Source organism: Thalassobacter sp. HA4-2 (assembly GCF_055693705.1).
This window is the reverse complement of sequence record NZ_JBVFUK010000001.1, coordinates 1,861,922-1,883,866: the sequence shown is the minus strand read 5'-3', so window position 1 is coordinate 1,883,866 and position 21,945 is coordinate 1,861,922. Positions and strand designations below refer to the sequence as shown.

Sequence of the window (21,945 nt, the reverse complement as noted above, 5' to 3'; positions counted from 1 at the left end):
TAACTCTGAACGCCTGCTTTGGCGAGAGCTATCAGAAAGCGCGGCAATGCAGCGAAGGTCGGCTTACCGCTGATCCCACGAACATTTTCAGCTCGACATAACCTCCGGCAACGTTGCGATTGCATCGGCGAGTGTCCGGCTAGGTGCAGCTTTGCGGGACACGTTGTCATGGATATTGATGCCTTCACGGCCGACGATATCCCGGACAAGCTGGTCGTCTACTCCCGCATGGTCCAGTTCATTTTGAACGTAGTGGCGTAGGCTTTGGAATGAGAGTTCTGATCCTTCGGCCCCCAATTCTTGGTCGATAACCTGGCGCATCCGACGGACCACTTTGTGGCCGAAGGCGTTGTTTCCGGGCTCGTAAAGTTCCGGAAAGAGGCCGCGTTGGCCGGAGCCTTTCGCGGTCTGGACGTGGTCGAGGAAGCCGAGGTCGATCAGTTGCGGGTGGACAGGGACGACGCTGTGGGAGGACAGGTTCTTCACGCGGCGCAGTTCGGAATGCTCGATTGAGAAGCACCAGATGCCGTCCTTTTGGATGATGTCAGCAGCGGCCAGTCCGCCGATTTCCTCGCGCCGTGCTCCAGTGAACGCGCCGATGAGGGGGCACCAATAGATGCCGTTCTTGTAGATTGTGTGTCCGGGGTCGGTTTGATGGTATTCGGATCGGGACCCCGTCCAAACGGGGTTCCGGAACACCCTGTGAAGCTGATCCAGCGTAAACGCATCGCGTTTGTCGCGCGCCCGTACAGTTTCGCGCTTTCTCAGGCGTGACGGCTTCAGGTTCGCATCGACGGCGAGCCCTTCGTTACGGGCCCATTCCGCGATCTGGTTTAGGTGCTCGAGGTGCCGGTTCACGGTGCCGACGGACAGGCCGACTTTTTTGGCGGGCAGGGTGGCTGATTTTGTCATGACGTCTTCGCGGGTTGCGGTCTGATCTACCGCATTGCCAGTTCGCGATCAGCCGTGTCCGGGGTCATGACCGGAGGAACTGGCGAGTCATAGCCTCCGCCGATCGCGCCCACGAAGATCCGGTGTCCGGGCTTGAGGCCGAGGACATGGCCGACGACGGTGTGACCCGCCTCGTGGATCGCCTTGCGGCGGATGTGTTCGGGGTCGGGCCGGGACGCGCGCTGATCAACAGCGGAGAGAACGTGGCAAAGGGCGAGCGGTTCCCGTGCATGCCGCGCGTTTCCTTTTGCCGTCCTTGCGATGCCAGCGATGTCCGCGCCAGAGAGACCGACGAGACGGGGCGACAGGTTGTCGAGGGGGATCGCGTCTGTTCGAAGGTGCCCGGACAGGATGGCTGCGATGCCGTCCTTGTCCGGAAGTCCGACTGCGATCTTGCGATCGAACCTGCCCGCGCGGATCAGGGCGGGATCGATGATGCTGGGGTGGTTGGTCGCTGCAATGACGATCACGCCAGGAGCCTCATTCAACTTCGTCAACTGCTCGAGGAGGCCGTTGACGACCGAGTGCATATAGGTCGAAAAGTGGCTTCCGGACTTCTGCCGAGCCCTGTAGCTATCCAGCTCGTCGAGAAAGAAGACCGATGGCGCGTTTGCGATGGCGCGATCGACCTGCTGCCCCATTGTCCGGAGATAGTCTCCCAGATGTCCGGCTTTCTGCGCCTCGGCGTAGGACGTGGCGATGAAGGTCGCGCCCGCGCTTCCGGCGAGGGCTTCCGCGATCATCGTCTTGCCCGTGCCGGGCGGCCCATGGAGCAGGATGCTGGCGGAGACATCGGACCAGTCGAGTTGGTCCGCTTGCCATTCCCGGACATCCTCGACGAGATGCCGGAAATGGCCGGTGACCTCGGGCAGTCCGCAGACGTCGTCCAGCGTGCGGCGCGGCGACGGATTGGCCGCGATACGGACGCTGGCCAAGCGGTCTGCCACCATCAGAGTCGTCTTGGCGTGAAAGGCATGATTCACGACAGGCCACGGCACATCGCTGATCCGTTCATTGGCGGCCAGCCTCGTCCGAATCTCGGACACAGCAAGGTCACCCGTCGCGCTATGGGTCGCACGCAGGAGTTCAATGACGGCGCCGCCGTCGAACGCAGGCCACGTTACATCCCGGACAAGCAACATGCGGCCACCCTCTGAGAGATCCGACGGATCTGTCGCGAGGGCGACAACGCCAAGGCCCTTCGCGAGCGCGTCGTCCAAGCTCTCGCGGAACTTCTCCCGTGGGTCAGACTTCAAGAAGCTGCTTGCCTGCTCCAAAGTCACAAATGTGACGTTGTCCGGGAACGCCCTCTGTTCCGCCGTCATCGCCTCCCACACAAATGGCAAGACGAGCTGCATTGCGTCTTCGAGCCGATCCCGCAGCGCGAGATCTGCGACCCGGATCAGCGTCAGCCCAGGGGGAAACGGCCCGATCAACGGATCACTGTCCGCGAACCAGCGCGCGAGATGGATCGCGCAGAGGAGGTCCGTGAGCGGCGGATGCAGGGCTTGTCGAACTGCTGTTCCGTCGATGGCAGCAGCGTACGGGTCGATACCGGATTTGATCGCGTCTGCGATTTCCTCCGGCGTCATTTGGGACGCCGTCGTGACGCCTTGTCCGGAAATTGCGAGCAAGCGTGCGATGTCCGGGAGCCGTGGCGGGCGGGGTGCGTTGTCCGCACCCCACGATTTAGAAAGCTCGTCGCCGTGGCTCTCACGATGGCGATCCATGATCGCCCGCGTGAGGCGGTGGGCGAGGGACCGTGTCCGGGCATGCGACGAGCGCGCGCTATCGCGCGTGTTCATTGATGACGGAGACATTGTTGAAGGTTCCGAAAAAGGGGGCAGGTTAGAACTGGGCGGGAGTGTCCGAAGATGGGGCCGGGTGGCGCACTGCGATCTCGTCGAGGAGGCGATGGATCGTCGATAGAGCTTCGGGCCGATAGATCTCGGATTTGACGGCGATCGCGTCACCGAAGAGGTGTTTTGGTACGACCCACTCCGGGTGCCGAGCCTTCAGAAAATCATGCGCGGTTGTTCCTGCGTCTGAGCGAGATACTTAGTCCGCATGGGATGATACCGAAGAACTTCGGTGTGGACATCGGCCGCGATCTTCAAGTCGCGGCGAAGCCGATCATTGTGCCGATGGCTATGTCCGAGCTTGACGACGGGAAGTCCGGGCAGGTCGATCCGAAAGATGTAGATCCCAGATGATACTGGGCCATTCTTCGGCCCGCATTCCGGACACGCGCATTGGCCGAGGCGCATATTGCCGATGTGAACTTCATGTTCGACCCCGCATTTGTGGCGGTAGAGGGCATAGCCTTGCTGGCTCGATGAAGTTTCGAGGAAACTCCAGCCGTGGGCTGCGGCTTCATTCGCATATCGTTTATGCCGGCACGGCACGCAGTCGACGTCAACCAGCCCTTGTTCCACCGTGAGCATCTGGCCGAGTTGCAGCCGGACTGTATGCCCGCAGGAGAGCCGCCAGATACGGTAGTGCCGATCTCCCTCGGGATCCTGTGCGATCACTCGAGCTCCGATACTCTCAGCCGCCAGTTTATTGGGTCTTTGGATGCAAGAACGGCACTCGATCCGGTTGCCCAGGACAACATTGATCCGACGGAGAAGCGGCTCGCCGGAGGTGCGACATCCCAGTACCAGCGTTTGATGGCCCTCGCCGCCGCGGCCGAGGACCACAAAACCCTTGCTTTCAGCGCAATTGCGCCAGTTGTCATGAATTGGGCCAATGAAGAGGCGCGGATGCTCGCCGCCAATCTTAAAGGGATAGTTCATGGTCGTTGTGGGCATTTGAACTCCGGACAGCAGAAGGCATTCGTTCTCCCAGAGGGAGACGTCAGCGCGTGGGACGAGGGAGGCGCAGCCGTATGGTCAGTCGACCCGAGGCGGATCGACTGACTTGATCACTGCACGATCGGGTAGGTTTGTTCAGGCTGCCTAGCGCACAGACATGAGCTGCAGATTGGCACCGTGAACATGGATGAGGCAGCCTGTCTGCTGCAATAACTCGGCCAATTCGGGGTCAGATTTCCGGACGGCCTTTGCCTCTTCGACCAATGAGCAGAAACGCGCGCTCATTTCCGCGATGTCCGGGAATGCTGGCGGCATCATCGCTTCAAGATGGACAGCGGCCTCGGCGATGCGTGGATCGACCTCGGTCATGTCCTGTAGATCTTGCAGTACTTCGACGCAGGTCGCCCAGGCACATGCGGCCTCATGGGCAAGATCCGCGCCATGTGCCGAATCCTGCGACGATTTCGAAGCGTGGAGAGCCCAGTCCGCCTTCAGCGCTTCTTCGTAAAGCGCATTGGTAGCCTGAAGGGCGTTGCGGTCCGACACGGATGCATCGAGTTTCGTCGTGCCGGGGGACATGATAGTGATTGTCTCAGCCATTATGATCTCCTTATAGATCTTGATGGTTAGGGCGTGTTGGGAGGTGCAACTCCCTCACGCCTGATACTGTATATGATATTAATATCAGTATCGCAAGAGCCCCCGTAAATTTTCTCGCGACGTGGTGGTACGTGTGCTATTAAGATTAATATCAATAAAGGTAGTAAAATGGCGCCGCCGAAGAGAGACACCAAGGCGATCATGGTAAGGCTTCATGCTGCCACGCTCGAAGCAATCGATGATCTGATAGACAAAGCCGACGACAAGCCATCTCGACCCGAGATGATTCGGCGTGTGTTAAAGCAGAGCCTACGCGACCAAGGCTATGACGTTCGAGAGTGGTTGGACTGAAGCGCAAGGGGCCAACCGAGCGCTCTTGTCCATATTTAGACCGCTACCGGCCCTAAGCGGACATCCAGCCGATGGCCACGATGCTGCAGTGCGGCCCACCAGAACTGACGTCTGCCGCAAGCCCAAAAGGCCCGTTTAGCGGGCGGGGGAGATTGGTCGGGTAGCTTCCAACACAAAGCGGCTTAACTTCCATTCAGTTCATCAAGCTGATGCTGAATGTCGCGCGCGAGCAACTCAGACAGCCGAACCACGCTGTGTAGGCGCTCTAGGCGTTCCTGAAGCTTTTCTCTTTGCGCCTCCACACCTCGCTCACTGCTGGTGCGCTGATCTTCGAGCTGATGAATCACCGTTACGATTGGTAGGTCGCGTGCCCCAGCATCAGACGCGAGTTCGATCCACTCTTTGAGTTTTCCAGAAGTCTCATTGGCGACGCGGTCGAAGCACATTTGGATTAGGAGCCTTGCACTATAATCAATCCCTCTGGATAGCTTCAGCCAATCCTTTGCCGCCACAGGCAAATCTGAGTTATCGGCGACTTCCTGAGCGCGGGTCTGATAGAAATAGATGCGCTCGTCGGGGTCCAGGGCTCTAATCGTCTCAACGATAGGTTCCAGGTCGCGAAACGGTCTGGTCGCAGTTGGAACAGAGAGTATGTGCTCCCATAGCTCAAAGATTGCTGCCCTACATTCCTGCTGTGCCGCGCTCGCGTCGTCTTCAGGTCCTTGCTCAGCTTCCGCAATAAGCTGGGCCAAATGATGAGCCATCCAGCGACCTAGTGTATCGCAGCTCCTATCGAGTTCCAGTTCTTGGACAATCCTTTTCCCAAGCTCAATTACCCTCTTATGTTGTTCGGAATGTTCCATCGGAGCCCATGGTTAGAATGAGTGTGTATGGTGGAGTGTAAGTCTCTATCGATCTTTCGCGATTTCGATAGGAGTCTCTCCTGAATTCTCGTTCAACTTGAACTTCAAAAACTAGTTCTCGATCTAGCCGCTCTAAACACGCCAAGAGTGCTTCTCGTTGCATCTCGAGGCGAGAGCCCGTCTCGGCGGTCCGGAATTCCCGTTCTTGTTCCTTTCGACCCCATGTCAGCGATCTGAACTGAACACCATCTGGGTCAGAGCGGTTGTGCCAGACACGACATTCACTATCTGGAGACAGATCAAACTCATCGCAAAGCCAATTCGCCGGACGAAGGCTTGGAAAATGAACAACCCCAGCCCAAGGATCAAACTCATCAATTCCTTCACTTCTTGAATCCGTGGCCACCCAACCTTGGAGCTGGAACGCACCCGCATTGACCTCAAATTCATCGTCCGCCGGCGGAAGGCGATAATCCATTGGATTTGTGGCGGTCTGCAGGGCTCGAACCAGCGATCCTGACCGCTCCGGCGAAACAAGTGCGGAAGAAATACGGACGAACTGCTCTCTGTCTCCGGCGACTTCCCTCCAGCTGCCCCAAATCGGAATGAAATCTCGATGCTCGATTTGCCTAAGCAGAACGTCCTTCGATACCGAAGTTGGCCATTCATCCGTCTCTTCGGTGTCTTTCCAATCGGGCCAATAAGGAGGCTTTGGATCGCGACGATCGGCCAACCAGTTGCCATCGGGCCGGGTGATCCAATGTCGTTCAATCCAATCTTCAAGTCGATCATAGTAATCTGGGTTCTCAAGTGCCGGAACTTCATCGATCAGAGTACCAGCGACCTCCATCATCGCGTGATATGCGCGATAGAAGCTTAGGCTCTCAACTCGCGGATAGCTTCCGTGCGAGTGATGAGCAATCATGTCTCGATAATGGCCCCGTTTACCTCGTGGATCTTCAACCCAAGCACCGGTATCTGCTGACGACCACTTGTTCCGAATGACACCCAGAACGCGTCGTTCGATTTCGTTTTGCGAAATTCCAAAAACCCGCCCCAAAGGGCTGAACCAATACTGAGGCAGATCAATACCAAAGTAGTAACGGTCATCTTCACTTAACAGCTTGTTTTGGCTCGTTGGTTCAGTAGCCGTGTCCTGCTTAGAGACAGGAGCAAAATCGGATGCATTGATCCGCTGCAACCTGACAACCTCTTTCTCATCAAGCGTTACGGTACCGCTATTGTTCAACAACAACGCACATTGAGAGGCGACCCCGCGTATGATTGTGTGGGTCACCGTTGGCGAACAGGAGTTCATGATGAACTCTATCAACTCCTGGGGGATACCATGGCCAGCACTGAGCGTTCGCCAAAGTGCGATCAACAACCATTGCTCAGCGGCATGTTTGTAGAACGGCAACGAAAAATCAAAGAAAACGTTGGGTTGTTCGGCATTTGCCAGCCGACCGAGAGCTCCCAAAACCTTTGTTTCACCGAAACTGGCCAATAGGCAAACGACGTGTGCCGCTTGCCATCTGGTTGATACTTCGGGAGCTGCCAAACTGGACCATAAGTACCCAGCTAAGCCAGTTGTCGCATCAGAAGGTGGGAAGAGCTCAGTCTTCCATTCCCCGTCTCCATCACTTTCGTTCATTTCCTTCTCAAAGAGAGCCAAACCGTAGCTCAAGGTATCTTGTGCTTCTTGCGGTGAGATCTGACTTGCTATCAGCCCCACAAGGGTCAACAAGCGCTGAGAACCGAAAAGATCTGGATGCTTCGCACTTTCGTCCACGACAAAGGCAAACACCTCTGATGTTGATATTCCCGTCACTTCAGTAATAAATTCAAAGGGCAAAGGTTGATAGTATCTGCTCTTTGCTATTTCATAAAAGTGGGTTCGGCACACCTCTTCTATGATTTCTCTTAGCGCTCGTCTTACGCTTTGAAGCTTTTTCCAATCCTCAGGAACCGCCTCCAATATACCTTGCACGTCATAGAGGCTGATGTCCTTCATCAAGAACAGCGACTTCAGTGCGTCGGCCTCTTTCCCTATACTGATGCGCTCGAAAAACCGAGCAGAAAAGCTCGATAAATGGTACGGAGGTTCAGAGTCCCTAAACCGCTGATAACACCCTCGGACGGTAACCGGATCATCAAACCGCATTCCGGAGAAGATTTGGTTCCAATCCTTTTCTTCGTTTCTCCCGGCTGTTCTCGCGAAACCACTGTTGTTGTCGGATTTTGCTTCTCTGCACTTTGCCACAGACAAATGCGAACTCAACCGTTCAACCGGCCAGCCATTTGACTGGCCAATTTGAACAAAACTGCTGAGGTGAGATGACGAAGCGCCTGAGACTAATGTATATTTTGCGGTCTCATCAAAGATCCTCCGTCGGAGATGCTCATTTTCACAGGTGGCCAAAGCCGCCTCAAGTAACTCGGGTGTCGTTGAGTGAATATCAAATCCAATCGTGGATAGTTGCCCCAAACGGCTGATTTCGCCCATATTAACCAGCTTTGACAAAGCGATCGGTAGAATTCGCTCCTGCCACCCAAAACCTCGATCTCTCCAGCGGCTTAGTATTGCGAGCGACGATGCAGGACAGAGCATCGTGATTGCCTCAACGGTACCTTCCCAGTCAAAGTACTTGTCGCGGGCGACGTACTCATAAGCGACCTCGGCTCCGCGAGAGACACGATATGCTAGCTCGGCTTGGGGTGAATCTATCGTCGCTGATTGCTCAGACAGCTCGATGATTGCTTTCCAATAGTCTAGGTGCTCTTGGCCTATCCTACCTGCAACCTCGACTGCTTGGTCAAAATAGCAATTCGCTTCATCGGGACTTAGACCAAAGATAGAGCGTGATATTTCGCAGAAACCCTCAACTTTTTGCTCAGCCTCCATACGCTCGTTCTGGAGGATGTCGGCGGCTTCCAACGCAAAGTCTATCGCATAGCCTTTGAGCGGGTTCGAACTCGAACAGACACGTGCGAGGAGACCCAGGTCGGGCGTGAACAACTGACGCTTTAAGCCGTTTTTCCACTCGATGAACCGAGACATGTAGGGAGCAGGATCATCGATCCGAGAGAGGACCTGCACCCAGAGTCTCGAAACTTCGCCGGCAATGTGGCGTCGATCGCGATCTCGGTATTCTAGGTTCTTGTTATAGTCTTTGATACAGAGAGTTATCTCGTCGTTGAGTTGGTCTGTGATTGCTTCGCCAAGCTGGACACTGGCCCAAAGCATATGCCACCGAAACACTGGTCCAACTTCGTCAAGAAACTCTCGCGCCTCTCTACTATGTACCTGTCGGTCTTTAGCCAGCTCTTCTCGAATTTCTGATTTCGCCAAGTCTTCCATCTTGATATTGTCGCCAGCTAGTTTGGCTCTTAGGCACTGAGCAGAAATTATGGTCGACTTCGGCTCGGACGAAAATTTGCTGAAGTAGGTTTTGGACGGATCAGGAATGTATTTCGTGAGCATGGCTGCAATAGCTGCACGGGGGGCGACGCCGTGGTGGGCAGCAGCAAGTGCTACATCTCGTACGATCGATAGGAGCGGCTGCCTGTAGTCATGCTGGTTCTCAATTTTTTCAAACGTTTCGGCGAAGCAGCCACACCGTTGAAGGCACGTAGCACGGCGTCCTTCGGTGGGAACCGCAGTACCTTCGACTGCGCTCGGGTTATTGCGAGCAGAATACAAAGGTTATCCTTTGCCGCGTTGCTGATCTCGTCGAGGAGTTCGTAGTAGCCGAGATCGACTAGCTTCTCGGCAACAATAAACCCCGCACGATAAGCCACGCTTTTTGGAGTCCAACTCTCAAGCTCCGCTACGAATGCGGCGGCTCCAGAGACCTTCAATGAAGCGAGTGCTAGTGCGGCGATGTCACTATCCGACATCTCCTCCTTTTCACGTGCCTTTGGGTCGAGACCAGCCCATGCTTTCAGCCATCTCTTCGCAACGCGGAGAGTGTTTCTTGCTTCTGAGATTGTGCTTTCATTGTTTGCGAGTAGGGCTGCCTCGTAGGCGCGCTGACCTCCATGCCAAGAAGTGGAGAATCCGTTGTTTGCGGCTGTTTCGCGCACTTGATCGTCCGAAAGAAAATGCGCCACTAGATCAACATTGTCTTGAAACAATTGCTGCTGACGATCGTCCCCTGCCGTTTCAATGCCAGCTTTCAATGCCAGCTTTGCTGAATCCGCCAAACGCTTGTCTCTTAGCGCCGCCTTGAGAGCAAACTGAAGTCTGCTGAGTGACGCCTGCCGCATTTCTGCTGGAGTGCCTTGAGGAAGCGCGGCCTCTGATAAGACCATCTCCACTAAGTCGTTGTATCTACCGGCTTCAAGCAGGAGTTGCGGTAAAGCTGATGCTACATAGCTGCTGCTCGTCGCAAGTGGCATGACCTTGTCGACAAAATCTGACATTTCCCTGTGGCTCGGTTTGTAGGTCTCTCGAAACCATGTCTCGGAAGGTTCATCTATGAACTGAACAGCATCGGACCGGATCTGTAGAGGGCGACCGATGTCCACGACGAAGCTCTTGATTGCTTCTTCTGGCAGGCCCGAAGCGAGCGATAAAACTTTGATTGGAACAAACGGCCTGAGCGCTGCCAACGCCTCGCAAAACAACTGAATCTGAGCCGATTCTGCGTTGGGCGATTGATCTCTCAATGCTTCAATTGATCGAGCGAACAACTGGCGGATAGTATCTTCGACCGTAGTTGCTGTGGGACCTAATGCCTCCAAGGCTTCACTCAGAGACGAAGTTGTTTCAAGAGCTGTTGCTTGAACCCTTGGGTTTTGGGAAGTCAGCCGGTGAAACTCTAGCAAGTCATGCCCGGACGCTTTCGGGTAGGTCTTGTGGAGAAACTGCGTTGTCTCCGCCTGTGAGAAAGACGCTAGTTCCAGGGTTTTGCAGTCCAGAGGCGGAGCGAGATATTCGGCGACGCGGTGCGATCGGCTCAAGCATACCAAAACAACGCCCTTGGGTAGGCTCTGCCTCAATAGATCACGAGGAAAACTCGTTCGTTCATCACACTCTTGTGCTGCCATCTGAGCATTGTCAGCAGCGTCGATTATGATGACGATTTTGGCGTGCGCATTTGCGACGGCCAGTATTTCCATTGCCTGAGTCAGGCGTCGATTGAAGGCTCTTAAGTAATCCGCCGCATTTGCGAGATTTGATGGGATAAGTGGGTGACACAAACCTCTTGCGGCCAATTCGTTTGCTATCTGACAGCATGCAACTTCGTGTCGATGTCGGGGACTGATTGTGCTGCGGTATCCGCCGTTTCCAAAGCAATCGTACAGCACGACTTCACATTCTTCTTGCAGCCGGTTCGACACCCTACGGGCTAACGCTGTTTTTCCCACGCCGCCGCCAGCATGAATTATAATTGGATCATGGCGCTCACTCAAAATAGCATCGACGAACTCATTTTCTTGCTCACGAGGAAGCAGTTCAGCTGCATCTTCAATAAGACATGGCGCAGGAAAGAGTCGCTCTTCGTCGGTCTTCAGAGCACGAAGGACATCCTCTTTTCTTATGGAAGGATTTCCAGCGCTTTCGGGCAACGCCTTCTTGGTTACCAACAGCAGGAGTTGGTCCGCCCCGTCTTGATCGGGACCAGGAAGATACCCGGTCAATTCCTGGTGCAGGATGTTTCGCTGTTCCCAATACCCATCCGTCGAGTCGGCAATACTGAAATGGCCAAGGAAGTCGTATGCCGCCTCATCGTCTGCCGAAAGGTACCGTTTGATCTGCTGCCATTTTTTGTTGTCGCTAGGCAAAAGTTTCCTTGATTTGATCCTGTCCAGCAAACTGTGCACCCAGTCCGCAACAGGCCGGTTGGTTAGAAAAACAAACTCTACTGACTGCTTTTCCGGATCCGCAATGCCTGACAGAAACGCATGGTACCTTTTGTAGAAGCCCACCAATGTTGTCTTCAGATCGCCTAGTACCCAAGTTTTCCCTCTATTCAAGGTCGAGTGCTTGAGCTGCAGATACGTCACTTTTTTGCACTTGGTGAGCTCTTCGCTTCCAAAATACTCAGCGACATCAATTACTTCCTCGCCGCTCTCAATACTTGACTCACTGGTTTCAGACTCTGAAACACCTTCGATCGCGATTGCGACCAAATCCGAAGCAGGCGTCAGAAGACGTAGACTGCGTCTGGCGGCCCAAAGGTAGTGAAATTGGTCTCCGGCTCTACTGGGTCGGACGGGGTCAAGTCGCATATCAGATTACGCTAAATGCTCGAAGTTCCTGCTGCATAGGCACTATATATCGTGATTGACATATAACAACATAGATTTGTTCGTGAGGGTCGCTCGCCCATGCAGTCTAACGTCTGCTTTCGACAAGCTTTGAACTCGATATCGCTCGAGCAGCGAACGACCGCTTCCCGCCCCTCACACCTTCGCAGCTTCAAAACTGTCAAGAGCAGCGCGCAGGTTGTCTATGATCTCCTCGGCGAGGATTTCGGGTTCGGGTAAGTTGTCCAGATCCGTCATCGAGGCATCGCGCAGCCAGAAAAGATCGAGGCTCGCCTTGTCGCGAGAGAGAACCTCATCGCGGTCAAAAGATCTCCAACGCCCGTCCGGGTTCTGTTCACTCCAGGTCGCCGCTCTTCCATGCCGATTGTCCGGGTTATAGCATCGCACGAACTCTTCGAGGTGGGCATACGTTAGCGGGCGTTGCTTCAAGGTGTGATGCACATTCGTCCGGTAGTCGTAGTACCAGATCTTCGATGTCTGCGGGTCCGGGCTAGCGGCGCGGTTGTCAAAGAAGATAACGTTCGCCTTGACGCCCTGCGCGTAGAAGATTCCGGTCGGCAGCCGTAGGATGGTATGTAGGTCAGTCGTCTGGATCAGCTGGCGCCGGATCGTCTCGCCGGCGCCGCCTTCGAACAGCACGTTGTCCGGAACCACGATCGCGGCGCGACCCGTGGTCTTCAACATGGTGCGGATGTGTTGGACGAAATTCAGCTGCTTGTTCGACGTCGTGGCCCAGAAATCCTGGCGGTTATAGGTCAGGTCATCCGTTTCCTGTTCCCCCTCGGCGTTCGTGAAGCTCATGGAGCTTTTTTTGCCGAAAGGCGGGTTGGCGAGGACATAGTCGACAGTATCAGACGGCGGCGAAATCAGCGCATCGGCCGGGGAGATCAGATTATCCCCAGTGATATCGCCGATCCCGTGCAGGAACATGTTCATCAGGCATAGACGGCGCGTCCCCGCGACGATCTCATTGCCAAAGAAAGTGTGGTGCTTCAGGAATTGCTTCTGATCGCGGTCCAGCGAATGGTGCGCCGGCTCCGTTAGAAACTCCTGCGCGGCGAGGAAGAAGCCGCCCGTGCCGCAGGCTGGGTCGGCGATGGTCTTGCCGGGCTCGGGCCGGACACACTCGACCATGGCGCGGATCAGGGGACGGGGGTGAAATATTGGCCCGCACCGGATTTCTTGTCGGCCGCGTCCGCCTCCAGGATCTCCTCGTACATGTCGCCCTTCAGGTCGGCGCCGAGCGTGACCCAGGTGACCCCATCCACCATGTCGATCAGGCGGAACAGCTTGGCAGGGTCGGTGATCTTGTTCTGGGACTTGGTGAAGATCTGTCCCAGCATTCCGGGCAACAGGCCCAGCTCGCGCAGCAGGCGGACGTAATGCGCCTCCAGCTCGGCGCCGCGCCGGGCGGTCAGGGTGGGCCAGGCGAACTCGTCCGGCACGCCGACGTCACGGTTGTAGGGCGGCTTGCTGTACTCATCGGCCATCTTCAGAAAGATGAGGTAGGTCAGCTGCTCCAGGTAATCGCCCGCGCCCACACCGTCATCGCGCAAGGTGTTGCGGAAAGACATGACGCGGCTGACGATGGCTGAGGTGTTCATGCGGGTGTCCTTCTGGGGCGCTTGGCCTTGGGGGCGGCGGCGCGGGCGGTTTGGATGCGGGCGAGGAGGGTGGAGGCGGGCTCGTCGTTTGGGTCTTGTGGGACGAGTTTGCCGGAGAAGGCTTTTTTCAGGATGGATTGGCGCAGGGCGTCCGCGCGGGTGAGGGCGGCGTCGATCTCGGCCTCCATGGCGTCGGCGGCGGAGAGTTTTTCGTCGAGGATGCGGACGATTTCGGTTTGTTCGGCGAGACTGGGTAGCCAGAAGTCCAACGCTAAGAACTGTTCCTGTTTCAGGTTCAGCCCGCTGTCGTTTATCCCGCTCTTGATAACCTCGATGCGCTTCTGGGTGTCGGGTGCGTTCAGATACCCTTCAAGAAATTCGGGAAGAACCATCGTTTCCAAATAGTTCAGCCTGTAAGCCTTGTCGCAAAGCATCAATTTCGGGCGGGTGTTCTTGACCATACAAGCGACGCCAACCCGGGACCGAGGGCCCGCGCGAGTAATGATCACGTCGCCTTCTTCCAATTCCAGCCATTTTCGGGGCGGAAGTGCATCAGGCAGTTCTTTGTTTTCAGCTGGTAGGAACTTGGCAGCCTGGATGGCCGTTGTTTTGATTACTCCCCAGACGCTATCGTCGTTGGACGCATGGTTTTTGCATTTCGGCGACCATCCTTGGGCAACGTCTAACACGATATGTCCCAAAGTGATGTCCGAGTTGGGGTCAAGATCAGCAGGCCGCTTGGGCTTCCCGGGCTTCTTCCCTTGCTCTCCGTCCGCGCGCCATTCGGTGAGGGCGGTTTGCCAGACGTCGAGGGCGGCTTTGTAGCGGGTGTCGCGTTCGGATTGGATGCGGGCGAGGAGGGTCTCGGGGGGCTCCAGCTTGTCCGCATTCTGCGCGCGCCAATTGGCGGTGAGGCGGCCCTCAAAGGCGGATTTCAGCAGGGATTGACGATACAACCCCAGCTTGACCCGCGCCGTCCTGAGACTCTCGACCCCCGCGTCGATCTCCTCAAACAGCGCCTCGATCTTCTCCACGATGCGGCGTTGTTCGTTGAGGGGGGAATGTCAATTTGAATTTCTGAAACAATTCCCGTGTTGAGATTGACCTGGGTAACACCTTGCCTGTTTTGATCAAGGATGAAAGGGCGAATATACTTGAAGAAGTGAAATAGATAATTCTGATTGATATGTTTGGGTAGACTTTCGAACGCGACGAATCCGTCGTGTATGCATGCGTCTACTGCCAGGAAGATGGGAACGCAGACCGTTCCGCTATTGCTAAGTATTAGTCTGCCAGCTTCAATCAGACGGCTCTTCTTAGCGCCTTCCTCATTAACGGTGTCTACCGTCTTTCGAAGTGTCATCCCGTCACTTGCGGTTACATCGCTGATTTTGATGAACGGGATTGTTCCGCCGAAATACTTGGGCGAGCCCTTGGGGCGTGGCGATCCGCCTCTGACCACTGTGCAGAATTCCTGAAATTCCGTGCGCGCCCAGCCAGTCGGTAGTTCCTCTGTTAACCAAGGATTAGTAGTCATGCCGAAAGCGCCTCATTCATCTCGGCCATCACCGCATCCGTCTGATCGCCAAACAGCGCATACATCTGGCCCATGCCGCCATGGGCATCGAAAGGCGCAAGCTCCAGGTCGTCGCGCTCAATCGTAAAACTTGCCGTCAGGTGGTCGCGGATCATGCGCAGCCAGTCCATCTGCGCGTCCGAGAATTTCTCTCCCTTGCCCGCGTGGCGCTTCAGGATCCAGTCCTGAAAGCTGCGCCGCACCCTGTCGGAATGGCGGGTCAAGGTCTGATCCAGTCCCGTCACCCGCCGGATCAGCGCCACCAGCGCGGTCAGGTTACTGGCCGGGTCGTCGCCCTTGTAGCCGTCCAGATGCGCATAGGCGCGCCAGACGGTCAGCGGCGCAAGGCGGGGTTGATCCTGCCTCACGCGGGTCAGCACGTCCTTGAGCATGGACAGCGTCACCTCTGACCGCCGGGCAGGGGTGTTGAAATAGATGGTCAGCGCCTCGATCTCGTCGCGGTTCTCGGTCAGGTAGGCCTCGAAGTCCTGCTGGATGGTCTTGGCGTTTGCGTCCGCGTCGCCCGCCCATTCCGCGCGCAAGAGGGTGTCCATGTTGTCATGGTCGATGGTCTGTTCCGTATCGCGGCGGATCGTGTCCAGCGTGGTGATCAGCGGGCCGGTGAAGACGTTGGCCGCCTGCCGCACCCGTTCGTCGCGCGCGGCGGTCATTGCGGCATCGTCCGGCTCCGCATGGCCTGCGGCCTTGGCATCGGCCTCCACCTTGTCCGGGTCGATGGCGTCAAACAGATCGCGCACGATGGCCGTTAGGGGTTTGCCTGCGGCTTGCGTGATCTGCTCTTGCTCCTCCGCGCCGAGCTTGTGATCCAGCCGTGCCAGACGGGCGGCAAGGGAGCTGACCGTCTCCTCTGACCGGTCGCCCATCATCAGCCCCATGGCGAGGTCCTTGAACGGGATCGACGGTTTGGTGTCGAGCGGCTGGCTGGCGGTCTTGAGCGACTTGGTGACGCCCACGGCATCGACAATCACGTAGTGCGTTTTGGCATCGGCAGAGGGGGAGACCTTGCGCAGGTCATCGGGCTTCACCACCCGGGTGCCGCGCCCCTTCATCTGTTCGAAGTAGTTCTTGGATTTCACGTCCCGCATGAAGATCAAGCATTCCAGCGGTTTCACGTCCGTCCCGGTGGCGATCATGTCCACGGTGACGGCAATGCGCGGGTCGTAGTTGTTGCGAAAGGCCGCGAGCGAGGATTTCGGGTTCTTCGCCCCGCCGGTGATCTTGCGGCAGAAGTCGTTGCCCTGGCCGAACTCCTGCCGGACGGTCTGGATGATGTCGTCTGCGTGGCTGTCGGTCTTGGCGAAGATCAGCGTCTTAGGCACCTCCTTGCGGCCGGGGAAGATATCGGGCCAGTTATCCTTATAGGTGCGGATGACCGTGCGGATCTGGTCGGGGTTCACGACAGATCGGTCAAGCTGGGTGGCGGCGTAGGCCTGTTCATCTTCCTGGCTTTCCCATCGCTTGGCCCGGGTGTCGCGTTCGCGTTTCTCGATCAGCTGTTTGGCCTTCAGTGTTTCTCCAGCCTTGGTAATCTGGGTTTCGATCAGGTAGATCTCGTTCCCGACGTTGACCTTGTCGGCGACAGCCTTTTCGTGGGTGTATTCGCTGACGACGTTCTTCTGGAAGAAGCCGAAGGTGCGGTTGTCCGGGGTTGCGGTGAGGCCGATCAGGAAGGCGTCGAAGTAGTCCAGCACCTGCCGCCAGAGCCCATAGATGGAGCGGTGACATTCGTCGATGACGATGACGTCGAAATGCTCGGGCGGGAGTTTCGGATTGTAAACGACTGGCAGGGGCTTCTTGCGGTAGTTGGGCGTTGCCGCGCCACCTTCATCCTCTGCACCCTCGGCCAGTTCCTCGCCCTTAAGCGTCGCATACATCCGCTGGATCGTTGAAATCACGACCTGGCTGTCGCCGGCGATCGAGGGGCTGGTCAGGCGCTGGACATTGTAGAGCTCGGTAAACTTGCGGTTGTCGTCGTTGGGTAGGAACGACATGAACTCCTGCTCGGCCTGCTCGCCCAGATTCTTGGTGTCCACGAGGAACAAGATGCGCTTAGCGCCTGCGTGCTTCAAAAGGCGGTAAACCTGGGTGATCGCCGTGAAGGTCTTGCCTGATCCAGTTGCCATCTGGACCAGCGCCCGGGGCTTGTTAGCCTTGAGTGAGGCCTCAAGGTTGGTGATCGCGGTGATCTGGCAGTCCCGCAGGCCGTCGGTCTTCAGTTCTGGCAAGGCCGCAATCCCGGTGCGGAGAGATGCCGGGTTGGCAAGCCACGTCTTCAGGGTTTCTGGCCTGTGAAACGTGAAGACTTCGCGGGAGCGCGGTGCAGGATCCAGACCGCTTGTGAAGCGCGTGATCTCTCCTGTCGCCTCGTAGAGAAACGGTAAGGGCGCGCTGTTCTGGACCCACTTCAACTTAGCTTTGGCATACCCCTCGGACTGTTCTTCTACGGATGTTAGGCGCACGCCTAGGTCGTCCTGCTTCGCTTCGACCACGCCTGCGGCTTGACGGTCGACGAACAAGACGTAGTCCGCCGGCCCCACGTCCGTCTGATACTCCCGGACAGCCACACCGAGGCCTGAGGAGAAGTCCATCGCGCCCTTGTCCTGGACCTGCCAGCCCGCCGCACGCAGGCGTTCGTCGATCCGGTCTCGGGCGATCTGCTCTGGATCTTGGTTGAGGTCGTGGCTCAAGGAAAACTCACTAAGATATTGTTTTCCCCATCATGTCGCCTGCGCCTCAGGAGCGCAATCGGAAGTCGTTTAACAATACGCATCAGCAAGCGGGCCGATGAGGTTTAGGGGATCGTTTAACAAGTTCCCTCAGTCAGTCCTGATCTTAGAACCTAAGGCGTGGCGTCATTTTCCCAATTCGCCCGTGAAATTTGTTTTCCAAGGTTGAGAGGCCGCTTTTTCCCTAAGCAATTAATTTCGCAATGGGATTGTATAGCTCGGTTGATTTTAACCTGAAAAACAAGGCGACTAGGCATCCTCCCTAGCGTCAGTCGAAATTGCAGAGGCACGCATCGTTTTCACTCAGCTGAACCAAACCGGTAGAACGAAGTCCTACCAACGAGGTTCGAGCCATGTCCGAGAAGATCATATCATATTCCGTTCGCCAGCCGCAGGAAGTTGCGGATCAGATAGATGCTATCGCCCGCAAGAACGGTTTCGGAACACGGGCAAAGTTCATGACACATGCTGCGCTCCAATACGGCGGCGAGACCGATGTTGTGATCGCAGCTGAACTGGCCCGGATCAGCTTCGCGCTGCATCAGCTCAACCGCGCTGAAACCGGTCGCCTCCACCTGCTGAAGCGGCGAGATATCCTTGCGATTGGTCGGGAGGCCCGAGAGGCTCTAAGATCTGTCATTGATCGGAATGCGCAATGAGACGGTACACGACGTTTCATAATGAGGCATCCTCGATTTATGGTTACCTCGCAAAAGATGGTCAGATCTTATTCGGCTCATTGCCAGTCCTGACTTGGAGGCAAGCCCGCGGAATGCTGAAACCGTTCGAGCGTCCGGACGGTAAGGGCCTCGTTCACATGACGCTCTCGATGCCGGCGGGTGCGGAATTGAGCCACTCGACGTGGGCGGACGTTGCGCGCTTCGTTCTGACACGCAGCGGGCTGCCAGCTGAGATGGTTCCCTGGACATTGTGGGGCGGTGAAGACACCCGCTGTGACCACATTCATATCGTGTCTGCGCTCCAGACTTTCGGCGGTCGGCCTCTTGAGGTTTCTACATCTGTCCGCTCAACCGACGCGCTCGAAAGGGACCTGTGTCAGCGACTTGGGCTGCCCGAGCCACAATGGAGGCCAGATCCGAAACGCGTCCTATCGGCGCCCGTCACCAAGCGGTCGCAGCGGCATGCGGGGCAGGCGGCATGGCTGGCCTCCGACGTTAACGCCGTGATGAGGTCCGTGGGTCCCTCCACGGTGGCAGATTTGAACATGGCACTGGAGGCCCAGGGATCGCCGTGGCGGGTTGAGCCGTCCCCTGATCGTCTAGGCTTTCTGGTTCCGTCCAATATCTTGACCGGACGGGGCGTGAATCCTCGAGACGCGGGTCACGCATTCGCATCGTCCATGATTTTGCGGCGGCTCGTCCTGGCGGCCCGGCTGCGATTGGCGGGCATAGCGCTCCTGTTTCGGCGTGCCGTCGACCTCTTTCGACAAATTCCAAACCTCATGAACCTCGATAAAGGACCTGACCGTGACCGAAATGCTCGACAACCACACCTTCACTCATCGCAAACTCGACCTGACCAGGGAGGACGTGCGGACGCTTCACCCTCTCCTGCAGCTCCTCGATCCCGAGCAGACGGACGTCACGATGGAGTTCGCCGAGCGCCTGATCGGTTTGTTGATCCGCAACGAGGAGGCGATGGAGCAGCAGGCGAAAGCCTTTCGCCAGATGGCCTTAGAGATGTCCCAGCTCCGCCGCGAGATGGAGCAAATGAAGCAATCGATCGCCTTCCTTCTGGGCGACCCCGAACGCGATACGACTGGGTGATGCGGTTACATGCTGTGGCTCGTGGTTGTGGAGTCCGTGTGCGTCACCGCCACGTCCATCAGGGAACCGCCCTCATGGTATCTGTTTCAGACGGCGAAAGTCTGGTTATTGACATGTCCGAAGCGTGTCTCATCGAGGACGATGTCAGCCGGTCACGGCCCCTGTCCGAACTGATCGAGGTGTTTTGTTCGTCTACAGGATGTGCTCGGCAGGGCGTTCATCTCGAGGGGGATGATCATATTCCGCGAGTACCAGGGGACTTCTGACTAAAAGATCCTTGGGAGTAGATTAATAGCTGCCACCTTTAACTCCATCGGAGACTCATCGCGGTAAACGTCCCTGTTCGTATTCTCCTTTTCGTCATCGACGTGACCTACCAAATCAAGTCGCACTGGTGCTTTCAGGTGCTGGTCGAAAAGGAACGCGTTGTTCACGTAATGGCGCAACGAGTGCATGACCAAGCCCCGTGGATTTCCATCCAATGTCTTCTCGAGGCTGTTCCGCCACATATCGTCAATCAACTCGCCAAATTTTTCGACCATCATGGCCGGATCAGGAGCGAGTGCTCTTTTCGAGTCTTTTCGCGGTTTGGGTACGACATCAGGAAAGAGAAGAGGACTCCGCCCCCGCTTTTGCTTCTCCGAAAACTCAAGAAACCCAAGTTCGATGAGGTGAGGATGGACCGGAACGACCCTGGGCTTCTTTTTCGTGGGATCAGTTTCGTCGGGCTCTTCACCCTTGATGCCGCGGTATTGGTTTGCCTGAATCACGATGCAATGGTGGCCGTCGCGCTTTTGGATATCTGAGGCGAGGAGACCAGCGATTTCGGCGCGCCGTGCGCCGGTGTATGCAAGGATCAAGGGGATCCAGTATCGGCAATCCTTGGTGATGACCTCGCCCGGCAAATGCCGACGGCCCTTGCTCTGCGCGCCTTGCCACAAAGTGTGACCGAACACTTTCTGAAGCTCCGGGAACCTGAATGCAGGGCGACGATTGTGCTTTTTGCCCGCGCCTTTCAGCTTGGGTTTGATTTTCTTGATGCCAAGTTTTTGATCGACCTGATGGCCTTCGGACTCAGCTCTTTCCAATAGCAGTTCGATTGTCTTGGTGTGCCTTTTGCGTGTCGTTCCACTCAGTGCCTTGGGTGGTTTCGACGAATGTCTGGCTTCGTACCTGATCTCCCCGAAAGTTTTCTTCGCATCATGTTCGGACCGCAAGAAGTTTGACGGGAACTCGGCAAGTGCATCGCGGAAACTGGACAGCTGATGCTGACGAATTTGGTCAACGCGCTGAAGGCCAGTAACGAAGCAAAACAATCGAACACCAGTCACGCGCTGGTCGATGGTCTGCTTGGTAAAGCCGTCCACAAGAGCCATGCGCCAGAAAACGCTGGAAATATCAGCCCCGTCCGGTCTGGGCGCACCCTCCTTGGCGATGTGTTCGGCTTGGTTCAGCTGTACCCGGAGTTTTTCGACGGTGATGGGCCCCTCGATCTCCGCAACACCTTCGGTAAAGGGCGGCCTAGGCTGAACCGCCGATCCGGCTTCCTCATCTTCTGTGCCGGGAACCGCATTGGTGTCGAGTGGCGGTGGCGATCCGTGTTGTACTGGCGCATGAGTGACAATCGTCGGAAGCGGTTCAGGATGCCGCGTTGCGATCGGGTGAAAGAGTCCCTGTGAAGAAACCAGCTCTTTAGCGCGGTCTTCGAACACCTTCGCCCGGATACGCTGACCTTCGTGCTCCGCTCCCAAAGCTGCGAGTCGTGCGTGTAGATGGGTTTCGATCACCTGATACTCGTGTTCGGAAGACCGGGGCTTCAATCCTGTGAGAGCCTCGAATTCGCCGATAATGGATTTGCGAGATGCAGAAGATCGTAGGACTTCGACCTCCCTGGCGTAGAGGCTGACCGCAGCCGTCACTTCGTTGGAAGACCAGGTAGCATCAAGACGCGACGGCGGAAGAGCATCTCCAAGACCGTCGGTCAAAAGGCTGGTCAACACGACACGCTGGATATGGATGGCCGTAGCTAACGTGCCTTTCCGCTCAGACATTCGTTCCATGCGTGACTGGCGGCGCAGGGTATTCAGGGTCTGCTTCAGCCGCGCATCAAAGTACTGCGCGATCAGCTCTTCGGGGAGCGGGTCTAGGACAAATAAGAATGCATCGAGCATGGCTTCGAACTCTGTAATCAGCGTTCGGGACCACGTATGCGCCGTTTTTTCATCTGTCGTCCCCAGAGCGATACGCACAGGACGAATAGATGTGGATAACCCCGGGATACGCCGCCGAAAATGATAGTGGCGGCCTTGGCGGTAGAGGTATGTTTGGGCTCGCATGATGCCCTCCTGATGAGGGACACCGATGGACTGACCTGTTC

The 21,945-nt window shown here is 56.5% G+C and carries 15 protein-coding genes; 2 read left to right on the top strand and 13 right to left on the bottom strand.

The window, feature by feature from the left end:
* Positions 1 to 87: 87 nt before the first annotated feature.
* The 12 genes from ACZ1G0_RS09590 to ACZ1G0_RS09535 form a co-directional block, all read right to left on the bottom strand.
* Positions 88 to 912 (bottom strand): site-specific integrase, encoded by an 825-nt coding sequence (locus tag ACZ1G0_RS09590; RefSeq protein ID WP_472736741.1) that lies wholly within the window; start codon positions 910 to 912, stop codon positions 88 to 90.
* 26 nt (positions 913 to 938) lie between these two features.
* Positions 939 to 2,543 (bottom strand): AAA family ATPase, encoded by a 1,605-nt coding sequence (locus tag ACZ1G0_RS09585; protein WP_472736740.1) that lies wholly within the window; start codon positions 2,541 to 2,543, stop codon positions 939 to 941.
* Between the two features lie 423 nt (positions 2,544 to 2,966).
* Complete coding sequence (locus tag ACZ1G0_RS09580) at positions 2,967 to 3,761, bottom strand: hypothetical protein (protein WP_472736739.1); 795 nt, start codon at positions 3,759 to 3,761, stop codon at positions 2,967 to 2,969.
* A gap of 147 nt (positions 3,762 to 3,908) precedes the next feature.
* Entirely contained in the window at positions 3,909 to 4,364 is a 456-nt protein-coding gene (locus ACZ1G0_RS09575) for a hypothetical protein (RefSeq protein ID WP_472736738.1), read from the bottom strand.
* Between the two features lie 533 nt (positions 4,365 to 4,897).
* On the bottom strand, positions 4,898 to 5,479 hold the full coding sequence (locus tag ACZ1G0_RS09570) for a hypothetical protein (protein WP_472736737.1): 582 nt from the start codon (positions 5,477 to 5,479) through the stop codon (positions 4,898 to 4,900).
* A 76-nt stretch (positions 5,480 to 5,555) separates the two neighbouring features.
* Complete coding sequence (locus tag ACZ1G0_RS09565; protein ID WP_472736736.1) at positions 5,556 to 9,062, bottom strand: hypothetical protein; 3,507 nt, start codon at positions 9,060 to 9,062, stop codon at positions 5,556 to 5,558.
* A 50-nt stretch (positions 9,063 to 9,112) separates the two neighbouring features.
* Complete coding sequence (locus ACZ1G0_RS09560; protein WP_472736735.1) at positions 9,113 to 11,716, bottom strand: ATP-binding protein; 2,604 nt, start codon at positions 11,714 to 11,716, stop codon at positions 9,113 to 9,115.
* A gap of 273 nt (positions 11,717 to 11,989) precedes the next feature.
* Positions 11,990 to 12,988, bottom strand: a complete 999-nt coding sequence (locus ACZ1G0_RS09555) for an HsdM family class I SAM-dependent methyltransferase (RefSeq protein ID WP_472736734.1) — start codon at positions 12,986 to 12,988, stop codon at positions 11,990 to 11,992.
* Positions 12,989 to 12,996: 8 nt separating this feature from the next.
* Positions 12,997 to 13,458: a type I restriction-modification system subunit M N-terminal domain-containing protein gene (locus ACZ1G0_RS09550; protein ID WP_472736733.1), complete on the bottom strand. Its 462-nt coding sequence runs from the start codon at positions 13,456 to 13,458 to the stop codon at positions 12,997 to 12,999.
* Positions 13,455 to 14,492 (bottom strand): restriction endonuclease subunit S domain-containing protein, encoded by a 1,038-nt coding sequence (locus tag ACZ1G0_RS09545; RefSeq protein ID WP_472736732.1) that lies wholly within the window; start codon positions 14,490 to 14,492, stop codon positions 13,455 to 13,457. Before ACZ1G0_RS09545 ends, ACZ1G0_RS09550 begins: the two co-directional genes overlap by 4 nt.
* Positions 14,393 to 14,995, bottom strand: coding sequence for a restriction endonuclease subunit S (locus tag ACZ1G0_RS09540; RefSeq protein ID WP_472736731.1), 603 nt, complete (start codon positions 14,993 to 14,995; stop codon positions 14,393 to 14,395). The genes ACZ1G0_RS09545 and ACZ1G0_RS09540 overlap by 100 nt, the downstream gene beginning before the upstream one ends.
* Positions 14,992 to 17,742: a type I restriction endonuclease subunit R gene (locus ACZ1G0_RS09535; RefSeq protein ID WP_472736730.1), complete on the bottom strand. Its 2,751-nt coding sequence runs from the start codon at positions 17,740 to 17,742 to the stop codon at positions 14,992 to 14,994. The genes ACZ1G0_RS09540 and ACZ1G0_RS09535 overlap by 4 nt, the downstream gene beginning before the upstream one ends.
* 392 nt (positions 17,743 to 18,134) lie before the next feature.
* On the opposite strand from ACZ1G0_RS09535, the gene ACZ1G0_RS09530 reads away from it, so the two are divergent.
* Together ACZ1G0_RS09530 and ACZ1G0_RS09525 are read left to right on the top strand one after the other, a co-directional pair.
* Positions 18,135 to 18,440 (top strand): hypothetical protein, encoded by a 306-nt coding sequence (locus ACZ1G0_RS09530; protein ID WP_472736729.1) that lies wholly within the window; start codon positions 18,135 to 18,137, stop codon positions 18,438 to 18,440.
* A gap of 828 nt (positions 18,441 to 19,268) precedes the next feature.
* Entirely contained in the window at positions 19,269 to 19,568 is a 300-nt protein-coding gene (locus ACZ1G0_RS09525) for a hypothetical protein (protein ID WP_472736728.1), read from the top strand.
* Between the two features lie 266 nt (positions 19,569 to 19,834).
* Here ACZ1G0_RS09525 and ACZ1G0_RS09520 read toward each other — a convergent pair whose 3' ends face one another.
* A complete protein-coding gene (locus tag ACZ1G0_RS09520) occupies positions 19,835 to 21,904 on the bottom strand; it encodes a hypothetical protein (protein WP_472736727.1) in 2,070 nt (689 codons plus the stop codon).
* Positions 21,905 to 21,945 lie beyond the last annotated feature (41 nt).

Coding starts and splice junctions, on each gene's coding strand:
- ACZ1G0_RS09590 (WP_472736741.1), bottom strand. CDS start 912: ATGACAAAATCAGCCACCCTGCCCGCCAAAAAAGTCGGCCTGTCCGTC.
- ACZ1G0_RS09585 (WP_472736740.1), bottom strand. CDS start 2,543: ATGACGCCGGAGGAAATCGCAGACGCGATCAAATCCGGTATCGACCCG.
- ACZ1G0_RS09580 (WP_472736739.1), bottom strand. CDS start 3,761: ATGCCCACAACGACCATGAACTATCCCTTTAAGATTGGCGGCGAGCAT.
- ACZ1G0_RS09575 (WP_472736738.1), bottom strand. CDS start 4,364: ATGGCTGAGACAATCACTATCATGTCCCCCGGCACGACGAAACTCGAT.
- ACZ1G0_RS09570 (WP_472736737.1), bottom strand. CDS start 5,479: ATGGCTCATCATTTGGCCCAGCTTATTGCGGAAGCTGAGCAAGGACCT.
- ACZ1G0_RS09565 (WP_472736736.1), bottom strand. CDS start 9,062: ATGCTCACGAAATACATTCCTGATCCGTCCAAAACCTACTTCAGCAAA.
- ACZ1G0_RS09555 (WP_472736734.1), bottom strand. CDS start 12,988: ATGGTCGAGTGTGTCCGGCCCGAGCCCGGCAAGACCATCGCCGACCCA.
- ACZ1G0_RS09550 (WP_472736733.1), bottom strand. CDS start 13,458: ATGAACACCTCAGCCATCGTCAGCCGCGTCATGTCTTTCCGCAACACC.
- ACZ1G0_RS09540 (WP_472736731.1), bottom strand. CDS start 14,995: ATGACTACTAATCCTTGGTTAACAGAGGAACTACCGACTGGCTGGGCG.
- ACZ1G0_RS09530 (WP_472736729.1), top strand. CDS start 18,135: ATGTCCGAGAAGATCATATCATATTCCGTTCGCCAGCCGCAGGAAGTT.
- ACZ1G0_RS09520 (WP_472736727.1), bottom strand. CDS start 21,904: ATGCGAGCCCAAACATACCTCTACCGCCAAGGCCGCCACTATCATTTT.